Genomic DNA, 12,208 nt, shown 5'->3' on the forward strand with positions numbered 1-12,208 from the left:
TTATCAACCTAAAAAGTCTTCGTCTTCTTTTAGCTTTTCCATGTTTTCTGCTATTTTCAACGATTCTGAAAATTTTTCTATATCTCCGTTAATCACATCTTGAAGGTTGTATACAGTCAGTCCTATTCTATGATCCGTAACCCTTCCTTGTGGATAGTTATAAGTCCTTATTTTAGCAGAGCGGTCTCCAGAGACCACCATAGATTTTCTCCTTTTAGAATCTTCTTCATTCTTTTTCTGTAGCTCCATTTCGTATATTCTAGAACGCAATACATTCAAAGCCTTATCAAAATTCTTAAGTTGAGATTTTTGATCTTGGCACTGAGCCACTATTCCAGTTGGAATATGGGTAAGCCTCACGGCAGAATAAGTCGTGTTGACAGACTGTCCTCCAGGACCTGAAGAACAGTATAAATCCTTTCGGATATCTTTCATGTTTATCTCTACATCGAATTCTTCTGCTTCGGGAAATACCATCACCGTAGCGGCAGAAGTGTGAATTCTACCTTGTGTTTCAGTTTGAGGAACCCTTTGAACCCTGTGAACTCCTGCTTCAAATTTCATGGTGCCATAAACGTTTTCTCCAGAAATACTAAATACTATTTCTTTAAAACCACCCATAGTGCCTTCACTGAAGTCTATTAGTTCTGTCTTCCAATTCTTAGTCTCAGCGTGTTTTATGTACATTCTATACAGATCTCCTGCAAATATAGCAGCCTCATCTCCACCTGTTCCTCCTCTTATCTCTACCATAGCATTTTTAGAGTCTTCCTCATCTTTTGGAATCATGAGAATTTTTATCTCTTCTTCCATAAGAGATACGTTTTTATTTAACTCATCCAATTCCTCCTTTGCTAACTCCACTAACTCTTGATCCGTTCCTTCAGAGATAATCTGCTTTGCCTCATCTAAAGACTTTAACAAGGCCTTGTATTCATTGGCTGCCTCTACCAGTTTAGATAATTCCTTATACTCTTTATTTAGCTTTATATATCTCCTAGAATCTGTGATTACAGAAGGTTGAATGATCAGATCTGAAATTTCATCAAATCTATTTTGTATGGAGTTTAATTTATCTAACACTGAGTTTGTTAATTTTTATTAGGCCTTGGCAAAATTAATTTAAAAAAATGTCATGAAAATAGGCGTGAGTATTTTGACTTGAATTCCTGCTAACCTGAGTTTGATTAATTACTTGGAAATACTCGATAAAAACGATAGATTTAACCTGAAAAAATCGCATGACTATGAATACTCAGGGTTAAGTTGTCTTGAACCTTATTTTATAAGGATAAAATGTCATTGATAAAGAGAAATAGATATAATTTAAAATCTTAATCTTTGTGTCATATTTCTATTTTGTTGTTCTAGTTCGTAGTTTTCCTGGACTATTATGATTTCTTGCTCATCAAATATATTGCCAGATCTCCAAGTTTCCAAAGCGATGTCCCAAATCTCTTTATAGCTGTTTCCTCTCTTAATAATGTATTCTGTTTCATTTAAATGGTTTTTGACCATATCAAAGACAAATTCTATAGGTAGAGAGGTGTTTTCTTTTCCATATATCCATATCTCTTGATCTATTCTTTTAACGATTGTAGAGGGAGGGCCAAATACTATATATAACATACCTCTATCTGTTTTCCACCCTTCTTTTGTGTTAGAAAATTTGCGGTTGACATATTCTACTCTATTGTAGTAAGTCATTATTAGCTTTCGTGCTGTCTGTGCTTTCCCATTAGATATGTTTAACCAATATTTTTCAGCTGAAGATTTAGAATTTTCACTTGCTAAGATTTCTTCTATCTCTTCTTTTTGGAGTATGTAGATTAAAGGGAGAGCTATATTTTCTTTTCTAGCTATTAAGGGATAGCCTTCATATGATTTTAAAACAGAAGTTGCCGATAACATAGTAGTGTCTCTTTGTAAGTGGTAAAGACCTATTTTTTCAAAAGTTAACATGCTGTCTGAAAAAACAGTATTTACAGTGTCCCTTTCCATGTTAATAGAGACCGTATCTATGTGATAAGGCGGTGTAGATACTCTTTGATCTATAGGATAAGAACTGATAAATATTTTTTCTCTAGAATTTGGTGTTTTAATTTTAATTTTTTCAGCAGTTATAAAGTTATCAAAACAGATATTTTCTAAACTATCTAGAATCATAAAATTTTCTTTAGAGTTTTTATCCGTCTTATCTACATGAAGTGTTATTTTGTTAGTGTAATTCCTGTTATTGTCTTCCAAAGAAATTGTAAATAAATAATCCTTTCCACGATCTATATTCAAGTCTAGATGTCCACTTATATAGGTATTTGGATTTATCTTCTTTTTTGATTTAGACAAGTCTATTGTCTTTTCGTGTTTAACAATATCAATATTGTCAATTAGAGATATTTGTATTTTCAGGCTGGCACTTGATTTGTAATTTTTTTTATTCGCTTCTTTTTTATACAAAAACATTCCATTCCACACTTTGTAATAGAGCCTGCTCTCAGTATTTGAAATGTGAAATACTTTATATTTCGGTTCTGTAGTTATATTTTTTTTTCTACTGTTAAAAGTATTTTCAATCTTAGTATTTATCTTATCCAGATAAGGATTAGCACTATTGCAACTGCACAATTGTAGAAAAACTATTAAACACAATAATCTATACATAATCATTTATTTTGGCACCTAAAGAGGTACGCATTCATACGTCTCTAGGTATTTCTATCACTTGTAATTTTTGTATATCATCTCCATCTATTATAAAACTCAGCATAGTTCTAACTCTGTGAAATCCAACTTTTCCTATGGCTCCTGGATTCATGTGTAAAAGATCTAATTTTTTATCGTGCATTACCTTAAGAATATGAGAGTGTCCACATATAAATAATTTAGGAGGATTATTATTTATCTCATCTCGTATGCTGCTGTGATATCTATTTGGGTATCCTCCAATATGAGTTATCCACACACTTATTTTTTCACAAAAAAATCTGTTATGCAAAGGGAATTCTCTTCGTATTATATGATCGTCTATATTGCCAAATACTCCTCTAATAGGTTTTATATTTTTCAGTTGATCAGTTACTTTTATATCTCCAATATCACCAGCGTGCCAAATTTCATCAGACATTTTAGCATATTTTATAACAGTGTTGTCTATATGGCCGTGAGTATCTGATAACAATAGAATTTTTTTCAATTTTTCTGGTGTAAATTTTTTATGGTATTCCAAAAATTGGACATTCCAAAATTAAACAATTCAAAATTTATTCCTCATGAGAAGCAATGTCAATTTTTATGTTTTTTTTTTAATTATTTTTGGGCCTCCGATTATAAATCATATAACCTTCTCATAATATTCCAATGTCATTGAATGATGAAATCGCTCTAAAAACTGCAGATTTGCTCTTAGATTCCAAAGCGGTGAAGATATCTACCCAACAGCTTTTCACCTTTAGTAAAATGGATATAAAATCACCTATGTATTGTGATAATAGACTTATACTGTCAGATGTAAATTCTAGAGAACAAATAAAGAGATTCATCGTAGAGGTAGTAAAAGAAAAATTCACAAATATAGATATTATAGCTGGAGTAGCTACAGGTGCCATAGCTATGGGGGTTTTGGTAGCCCAAGAATTGGGCTTGCCTTTTGTGTATGTACGCTCTGAACAAAAAAAACACGGGACAAAAAATCAAATAGAAGGTTCTCTCCCTAAAGGTGCAAGAGTATTAGTCGTAGAAGATCTTATAAGCAGTGGAACTAGTAGTTTAAATGCCGTTAGGGCTTTGAAGGATGTCGGTTCTAAAGTATTAGGTGTAATGGCCGTATTCTCTTATGGCTTTAAGATATCAAAAGATAATTTTTCTGCTGAAAACTGTGAATTACTAACTCTAACAAATTGCGATATTGTATTGAAAAGAGCCATACAGAAAAAATATATAATAGGTGAAGATATAGAAAAGATAAAAAAATGGAAAGACTCTTGTAGTAAATGAAATTTCAACTTTATAAGTGTGAAATGGTATGAGAATAAAGCCGATTATAATTTTATCAATCCTGCTGATTTTAGGTTGTAGCAAAGATGACATTTCTCTTATAGATTTTGTACCTACCAATAGTGCTCTAATATTAGATAGCTCAGATATTAATAATACTTATGATAAATTAAAAGAATCCAAGTTCTTTAAAAGATTAGATAGTGTTGAGCATAAGAAAAATATACTTTCAAAGTATGATTATGCTATTTCGTTTTTAGAGGAATTTCAACATTATACAAAATCTAAGAAATCTATTATGTCTATTATAGATGTAGGCCCTTTAGCATATAGCTATCTATTTATTTTAAAGGCACAAAACATAGCTTATCAAGACTTGGTCAATTACCTCAAAAAAAAAGGAAAAGTAAGCAGTATTATCTACGATGGAATAAAAGTTTTGAATCTGACTTTAAAGGATGATAGTGTTTTTTACTTTACCATAAAAGATAATGTATTGTTTTTTACCGATGAGAAAATCATTGTAGAAGACGCCATAAAAAACCTTAATTCACCTCTTAATGTAATAGACAATCCCAATTTTAGAAAGATATACAAAACCGCAAATCCAAATAGTGAATGCAATATTTATGTCAATTATAAGTATGTCTCTCGTATTTTAAAATGCATTTTTCCAAAGTTCGATCAAGAATTAGAACACTTTGCAGACTGGACAGGATTAGATCTAAATATAGATGACCTAAAAATCACTATGTCTGGATTGACCCGCGGCAGTGATTCTATTCCTATGTTTATAAATATCTTGAGAGATACAGACCCTGCTGAAATAATTATAGATAAAAATTTTCCATCAAACACTTCTCATGCCTGGGTATTACGTATAGGAAAATTAAATTTATTTCAAAAGAAATACAGTAATTATTTAGAGTTACAGGGCAAGCATAATTACATAAAAAAAGCGGGCGATGCATATCCTTTTGAACCGTATGAAATTTTTCACAAATGGTTTGAAGGCCAAATAGCAGGAGTGTATACTAACTCAAAGAATAAAGATTCGGCAGGAGATATGATAGCCTTTGTATCTTCAAGTAATAATGAAAAAGCTTTAGAAGAATTAAGTTCTATAACTGACAAAAATATTATAGAATACAGAGGAGAAAAAATATACATGTTTAAATATGAGAATATATTAAAACACGTGTTTGGAAACTTATACAGTTCTTTGAAAAACCCCTATTTCATTTATCTAGACGATTCAATCGTTTTCTCTGACAATGTGTATCATATAAAAAATGTGATTGACAATAGTCTACAGAAAAATTCTCTTGGATATAGTAAGCAGTATATGGAGTTTAAAAACGATCTATTGAAATATTCTAATATGTTGTTTATAACTAAGAATATAAATATATCTAACAATGTAGATTATAATCTATCTAAGGAGTATAAAAATATATTTAGAGAGTGGAGCGCAGATAGGTTTAATAATTTTAAATACTGTTTTGTACAGGCTTCTGCCGAGGACAAGAATTTTTTTACAAATGTGGTTTTTAATTATTCTAAAAAGAGAGAAAATGAAATCAACCAACTCTGGAGTGTTAAACTAGATAACACTACCTCTTTTGCTCCTCAGTTGTTTGTAAATCACTACACTAAGAAAAAAGAGATATTCATACAAGACGACATGAATACTATTTACCTCATAAGTAATTCAGGGAAAATACTTTGGAAAAAAAATATAAAGAGTCCTATAATAGGAAATATCAGTGTAGTCGACATTTACAAGAACAATAAATATCAAATGGTCTTTAACACTGCTGATAAGCTTTATATAGTAGATAGGGAAGGTAATTATTTAGATAATTTTCCCATAAAAATTCCTAGCACTACACATGGGGTTTCCGTTTTTGATTACGATAAAAACAGGGATTATCGCTTTGTCATTGCTTCGATGAAAGATTTATATATGTATGATAAAGAGGGCAATAAAGTCAAGGGATTTAATTTTAAAGGAGGAAAAACAGATATATCTATGTCACCGACTTTTTTTAGAATAAAAGGCAAAGACTACATAGTGGTCACTAAAAAATCTGGAGGGATAAACATATTAAATAGAAGGGGAGAAGATAGGGTTAAAATCTCTGGAGAATATCCACTGTCTAACAATCCTGTATTTTGGAATCATGATCATTGGAATATAACGTTAAATACAGGAGAACTGTTGATGTTTGACACTTCAGGCAGGACACAAAAGGAAAAGTTACAAACTTTAGATAACAATCATAAAACTCAAAATTTATCTAAGGGACTTTTAATATCTAATGGAAATAAAATATACTTCAATAAAGGGGGCAGACCTCTTGAATATACAATAGATGGATCTGTGGATCATCTCAAAGCATTTGAAATAGGAAATAGTACATACATATCTTTTCTGAATGTAAATAACAATTCAGTTTATTTATTAGATGGAGACACTAATCTTATAAAAGGATTCCCTCTGTACTGTAATTTGCCAGTTATTTTAGATGATATGGATAATAGTGGAATATTAAACCTCATTACGACTACTAAAAAAGGAGTAATATCTAATTATGTAGTACATAATAAGTAATATTTAGTACTCTACATTTTCTACTATTTCTATTCCATAACCTATCAAGCCCACTTTTTTAGTTGTTTTTTTAGTCGCTTTTTTGGTTAATATTTTTATCTTGCTCAGACCTATGCTGTGTATTATTTGGGCACCTATCCCAAAATCTTTTTCATCTTCTTTTAAGAGATCTATCTCATCGTTTTTTAAGGCATTTATCTTGTTATTTATAGAGATAGTATCTTCAGTTTGATTTATATAAATAAAGACTCCTTTCCCTTGATCTTCTATTTTTTTAAAGGCCCTATCTATTTGGGACATGTCTGAATCAGATGATTTTATCAAGGTTAAAAAATCGTTGTTTATAGCAGAATATACTTTCACCAATACCGTTTCATCTTCTGTCCACGTCCCCTTTATAAAGGCAAAGTGGATCTTTTCATTAGTAGTCTGCTGAAAGACTAAGAGCTTAAATTTTCCGTATTTGATAGATATATCAAAGCTGTCTAATTGTTCTATTAAGGAATCATGTTTCATCCTGTATGCGACTAAATCCTCTATAGATATTATTTTTAGATCAAATTTTTTTGCGATATCGAACAGATCTGGCAATCGGGCCATACTTCCATCGTCGTTCATTATTTCTACTAAAACTCCAGCGGGCGTCAGCCCTGCTAGTTTGGCTAAATCTACTGCTGCCTCTGTATGACCTGTTCTCCTGAGAACGCCCCCTTTCTTAGCTCTTAGAGGAAATATATGTCCTGGCCTGATCAAGTCTTCACTTTTAGTGTTTATATCTACTAGAGATTTTATGGTTTTGGAACGATCAGAAGCTGATATTCCCGTAGTGCAACCATCTCCGGCCTTATCTACAGAAACAGTAAAAGCCGTCTCTTTAGGGTCTGTATTTTTTCCTACCATCAAATGAAGGTCTAATTCTGCACATCGTTCTTCTAATAGTGGAGTGCATATAAGTCCCCTGCCGTGTTTTGACATAAAGTTTACCATTTCAGGAGTCGCCATATCTGCTGCAGCTACAAAATCCCCTTCATTCTCTCTATTTTCATCATCTACAACTATGATTATCTTTCCTTGTTTTATGTCTTCTATCGCCTCTTCTATACTATCTAGTTTATGCATTGTTTTTTTTGTTTTTAGTATACCTAATTAATTTTCTAAAAGGGTTGATATACACCTCGATATTAAATAACTTAGAATCGTTTGTAGCTTTTCTAGTCAACCATATTCCAAAAGGTAATAGAAACATCGATGGATACCACACAGCTAAAAATGGAGATAATTTTAATTCTTCCCCCATATGTTGTCCAGATCTAGACATTACGTAGTTGAGTAGAAATATCACAATACCTATTACTACGGGAGCTCCCATGCCGCCTCTCCTAATAATTGCACCTAGAGGCGCTCCTATGAAAAACAACACCAGACAATTAAAAGACAAAGCGTATTTCTTATGTATTTCTATCTCGTATTTTGCCAGTGTGGTCTTTCGATATTTAGCCATCTCCAGTTCCCTTTTTATATCCTCATATTTGCGTCTTATGTTATCTATACCAGTTTGAATTAAATACGTCTGATCTGAGTTTGCTATTCTGCTTTGTAAGCTGTCTAAAGATTTGAAAGTGCTGTTTTTAGGCCATACATTCAAAAAACTAGTCTCATCTATACTCGCTATATCGATATTATCTATTTCACTTGAATTACTTCTGATACTGTGTATTTGATTGTAGTTACGAGTACTAACATCTTGTATTTGCTTTCTGCTTTCGAGTTTAACAGTGTCCATCCTGTCGTAGATTTGAGAGATATTTAACATAGAATACTCCTTAGAGGATATTTCCGAATTTAAGTCGGTGTTTTTAAGCGGAGATAGATCTACGTATAGTATATTTTCTTCGAATTTAGCTTTAGTGAAAGGCCTATTCTTACGCCCTTGTTCTGAATCTACTTTTACGTTTTCATAAATATATCCGTCTTCTAAAGAGAATATCAATGTATTAGTATCATCATCTATTTTCATTTCTCCTCGACTAGCAGTTATAATTCTTTTGTATTTTATTCCATTAGAATAATCATATATAATGACATCTTTTAGCATATTGCCATTTTCCCCATATTTTTTCGATACTCGAATATTGAATCCTTCCACCAAGTTGTTAAACACATTGGGCTTTATGTTTAAAGCTGGCTTTACTCTAGAGATATTCCAGTATAAATTTTTAGACTTATAACTGGAGTAGGGAATGGTGTAATTATAAAATAAAAATGCTCCACAACTGACCAGTAATATAAATATCATTAAAGGACGAATAATCCTATACAGAGACAGTCCTGCCGATTTCATAGCTGCTAGTTCGAATGATTCTCCAATTTTACCCAGTGTCATTATAGATGTCAATAATATGGCCAAGGGCAGCATATCGGGAATCAAACTGGGAATGAAATACAAAACCATTTGTAATATGACAGAAACTTCTAATCCTTTCCCTACGAACTCATCTATATACAGATAGAAAAAACGCATCAGAAATACGAAGAGAGTTATGAGAAATATGGTGACAAAAATCGTTATGAATTTCTTTAATATAAATATGTCTAACTTTTTCACTGTCAATCAATTCTGTTTATAAAGTAATCTTTATATTTTTTTTCATCAAAAGAAAAAGTGTCTTTACCTAATTCAGTATTTGTCTCGAATTTAGTAATCTCTATTGTTGTTTTAGATTTATTTTTATTTATCTGAATAATCTTATACGGGATAATTTTTTCTTTTTCTATAGCTAATAATATGTAATCTATTTCTTTGTTGATATCTTTTTTAGGTGTTAGCTTTATGTATTGTAACAATCGTTTTTGAACTTTCTGCACAATATCCATTTCTGTTTCAAATCCCTTTTTGTAAAGGGTAAATATATTTACAGGGTTGATAGAGCTATTGTCATGGGAGTGATTAGATATGTTTATCTCTTTTTCGGAGTCCATAATCTGATATACTTTTTTTCCATCAAAAAGTTGTATGCTCTCCATAAAGTTTAGTAAGTATTTGTTCTGCTTTAGTATTATCGTACCTTCTGATTCAAACTTTTCAAAATTCTCAGATATGTGCTGTATACGAAAATTTAGAGTGATATTTTCAAAGGACTCTATGTTTTTAGATACTCCATCTAATAATTCTTTTGCTCGAGATGATCTTTTTTGTGCAAATACTAAATGTGTAAACAACAATAAGTAGCAGAAAAAACGCATATTTATTCTATATGAATTTTTCATCTTTTTTTTTGCTATCATTCAAAATGATTTCTAGAGAGTTTATATCTGTTATGAGAACCTGTCTGGATTTACTTCCTTCAAATGGCCCTATAATTCCCGAAGCTTCTAGCTGATCTATGATCCTTCCAGCTCTATTATATCCCAATTTCAATTTTCTCTGTAAAAAAGATGTTGATCCCTGTTGGTTTATAACCACTAATCTAGCTGCTTCTTCAAATTTACTATCTCTATCATCTAGGTCTATGTCTCCTTTTGTGTTTTCTTCTTCTCCTTCATATTCTGGAAGCATCATAGGTTTTGGATATGCTCTCTGGCTGCCTATAAATTCAGTTAGGTCTTCCACTTCTGAAGTATCTATAAAAGCACATTGCAGACGCACTATTTCACTTCCTGAGGAATACAACATATCTCCTTTCCCTATCAATTGATCTGCTCCTCCTATGTCTAATATTGTCCTAGAATCTATTTTAGATGTAACTCTAAAGGCTATACGAGCTGGAAAATTGGCTTTTATAATACCCGTGATGACATTTACAGACGGTCGTTGAGTAGCTATTATAAGATGTATACCTATGGCTCTTGCCAATTGTGCTAAACGAGCAATAGGTGTTTCTACCTCTTTTCCGGCTGTCATGATCAAATCAGAAAACTCATCTATTACCAAAACTATATATGGAAGATAATGATGTCCATTTTCGGGATTTAATCTTCTCTGTAAGAATTTTTCGTTGTACTCTTTTATATTACGCACCATGGCATCTTTGAGCAACTCGTAACGACTATCCATCTCTATACAAAGAGAGTTAAGAGTATATATAACCTTTGTCGTATCTGTTATGATAGCATCTTCAGAATTTGGCAGTTTAGCTAAAAAGTGCCTTTCTATCTTATTGAAAAGAGTCAGCTCTACTTTTTTTGGATCCACTAAAACGAACTTAACTTCTGAGGGGTGTTTCTTGTACAACAAAGAAGTTAAAATAGCGTTTAACCCTACAGACTTACCCTGTCCTGTAGCTCCTGCCATGAGCAAATGTGGCATCTTAGCCAGATCTACTATAAAGGTTTCATTAGAGATTGTCTTGCCTATAGCGCATGGCAATTCCATGGGAGTATTCTGAAATTTTTTGGAAGCCAATATAGATCTCATAGACACTATAGTAGGTTCGCTATTAGGCACTTCTATACCTATGGTTCCCTTGCCTGGAATAGGAGCTATAATACGAATTCCCAAAGCTGATAAGCCTAATGCTATATCGTCTTCTAAGCTTCTTATTTTAGAAATTTTCACTCCTGGCGCAGGGACTATTTCATAAAGTGTTATAGTAGGACCTATGGTAGCCTTTATTTTAGAGATATCTATTTTATAATCTCCTAGGGTCTTTACAATTTTATTTTTGTTCTCTTCTAATTCTAATTCGTTTACAGATATGTCTTCGTTTTCGTAAGACCTCAAGAGGTCTAAGCCCGGAAATTTATAATCGCTTAGTTCTAAATGAGGATCATATTTGCCTAATCTTTGAACTATTTTTTCGGCAATGTCTTCTGGTTCTTCTTCTCTAAGAACAGTTATTTCCATCTCATCACTTGTCATATGGGTTTTGACAGAGTCTGACGACTTATCCCCATCTATTTCTATTTGATCATTTTCATCTGTTTTAACAATAGATAAATTTATATGTTCAGAATCTTCTCCTAATGGAGATTCTATTGTATACTCATTTTCTATAAAATCATTTTTTTTATTTGTTTTTTCTTTAGAAAAATGAGGATTGTCTTTTTTTGATTTTCTGTCCTTTTTTGCGAAAGGATTAAACCTTATTTTAGATGAAAAAGAAAAATTTAAGATAATATATACACAAGCGTAGAAAATCAAAAATAATACTACACCGATATTTCCCAACATAGAAGTCATATACTCGGCCAGAGCATAACCTATTCTTCCCCCTAAGACAGGAATAGATGGCATTAAAAATCCAAAGCTGAGCGATATCCAAAAAGATAGTATGATAGTTCTAAATAGAGTCTTTAAAAGAGGAGCTATTTTTTTCTTAAACAACCACCATACTCCCAAAATGAACATCAAGTAAGGCAATAGAAAAGCAGATATGCCAAAAGAGTTATAAACGAAAATATGCGCTATATAAACGCCCACTTTTCCTAAGAAATTCTTGACTTTCACATTGGAATTCCAAAGGTCTATTATCTGACTCTGATCTTCTTTCCAAAAGATAAAATACGATATTAGAGACAGAGCAAAAAACAGACTGAAAAGTATTAAAAATAGACCTGCTATGGCTTTACTTTTCTCATTTCTTATCTGCTGAAACATATTGT

9 protein-coding genes are annotated in these 12,208 nt (G+C 32.0%); 2 read left to right on the forward strand and 7 right to left on the reverse strand.

Going from position 1 to position 12,208, the window contains the following annotated elements:
- Positions 1-3: 3 nt before the first annotated feature.
- From prfA to JBKA6_RS03370, 3 genes are all read right to left on the reverse strand, one after another.
- Positions 4-1,083 (reverse strand): peptide chain release factor 1, encoded by a 1,080-nt coding sequence (gene prfA, locus JBKA6_RS03360; RefSeq protein WP_096685853.1) that lies wholly within the window; start codon positions 1,081-1,083, stop codon positions 4-6.
- 243 nt (positions 1,084-1,326) lie between these two features.
- Positions 1,327-2,661: a GWxTD domain-containing protein gene (locus JBKA6_RS03365; protein ID WP_157776916.1), complete on the reverse strand. Its 1,335-nt coding sequence runs from the start codon at positions 2,659-2,661 to the stop codon at positions 1,327-1,329.
- Between the two features lie 34 nt (positions 2,662-2,695).
- A complete protein-coding gene (locus JBKA6_RS03370) occupies positions 2,696-3,193 on the reverse strand; it encodes a metallophosphoesterase family protein (protein WP_096687357.1) in 498 nt (165 codons plus the stop codon).
- Positions 3,194-3,357: 164 nt separating this feature from the next.
- Here JBKA6_RS03370 and pyrE point away from each other — a divergent pair, with 164 nt between their 5' ends.
- Positions 3,358-3,993, forward strand: a complete 636-nt coding sequence (gene pyrE, locus JBKA6_RS03375; protein ID WP_096685856.1) for an orotate phosphoribosyltransferase — start codon at positions 3,358-3,360, stop codon at positions 3,991-3,993.
- A 28-nt stretch (positions 3,994-4,021) separates the two neighbouring features.
- Positions 4,022-6,607, forward strand: coding sequence for a hypothetical protein (locus JBKA6_RS03380; protein ID WP_096685858.1), 2,586 nt, complete (start codon positions 4,022-4,024; stop codon positions 6,605-6,607).
- A gap of 3 nt (positions 6,608-6,610) precedes the next feature.
- Here JBKA6_RS03380 and ribB read toward each other — a convergent pair whose 3' ends face one another.
- Genes ribB through JBKA6_RS03400 form a run of 4 tightly spaced genes read right to left on the reverse strand, consistent with a single transcriptional unit; the run spans position 6,611 to position 12,203 of the window.
- Complete coding sequence (ribB, locus tag JBKA6_RS03385) at positions 6,611-7,726, reverse strand: 3,4-dihydroxy-2-butanone-4-phosphate synthase (protein WP_096685859.1); 1,116 nt, start codon at positions 7,724-7,726, stop codon at positions 6,611-6,613.
- Positions 7,719-9,212, reverse strand: a complete 1,494-nt coding sequence (locus JBKA6_RS03390; RefSeq protein WP_157776917.1) for an LptF/LptG family permease — start codon at positions 9,210-9,212, stop codon at positions 7,719-7,721. Before JBKA6_RS03390 ends, ribB begins: the two co-directional genes overlap by 8 nt.
- A 2-nt stretch (positions 9,213-9,214) precedes the next feature.
- Positions 9,215-9,874 carry a LolA family protein gene (locus JBKA6_RS03395; RefSeq protein WP_157776918.1) on the reverse strand — a complete coding sequence of 220 codons (660 nt, stop codon included), beginning with the start codon at positions 9,872-9,874 and terminating at the stop codon, positions 9,215-9,217.
- Positions 9,858-12,203 (reverse strand): FtsK/SpoIIIE family DNA translocase, encoded by a 2,346-nt coding sequence (locus tag JBKA6_RS03400; RefSeq protein ID WP_096685865.1) that lies wholly within the window; start codon positions 12,201-12,203, stop codon positions 9,858-9,860. The genes JBKA6_RS03395 and JBKA6_RS03400 overlap by 17 nt, the downstream gene beginning before the upstream one ends.
- Positions 12,204-12,208: the final 5 nt, after the last annotated feature.

The organism is Ichthyobacterium seriolicida (genome assembly GCF_002369955.1).
GTDB lineage: Bacteria > Bacteroidota > Bacteroidia > Flavobacteriales > Ichthyobacteriaceae > Ichthyobacterium > Ichthyobacterium seriolicida.

What these genes read in the sequence shown, in the direction of transcription:
- ribB (WP_096685859.1), bottom strand. Translation starts at nt 7,726, where the DNA reads ATGCATAAACTAGATAGTATAGAAGAGGCGATAGAAGACATAAAACAA.
- pyrE (WP_096685856.1), top strand. Translation starts at nt 3,358, where the DNA reads ATGTCATTGAATGATGAAATCGCTCTAAAAACTGCAGATTTGCTCTTA.
- JBKA6_RS03400 (WP_096685865.1), bottom strand. Translation starts at nt 12,203, where the DNA reads ATGTTTCAGCAGATAAGAAATGAGAAAAGTAAAGCCATAGCAGGTCTA.
- JBKA6_RS03395 (WP_157776918.1), bottom strand. Translation starts at nt 9,874, where the DNA reads ATGAAAAATTCATATAGAATAAATATGCGTTTTTTCTGCTACTTATTG.
- JBKA6_RS03365 (WP_157776916.1), bottom strand. Translation starts at nt 2,661, where the DNA reads ATGTATAGATTATTGTGTTTAATAGTTTTTCTACAATTGTGCAGTTGC.
- JBKA6_RS03380 (WP_096685858.1), top strand. Translation starts at nt 4,022, where the DNA reads ATGAGAATAAAGCCGATTATAATTTTATCAATCCTGCTGATTTTAGGT.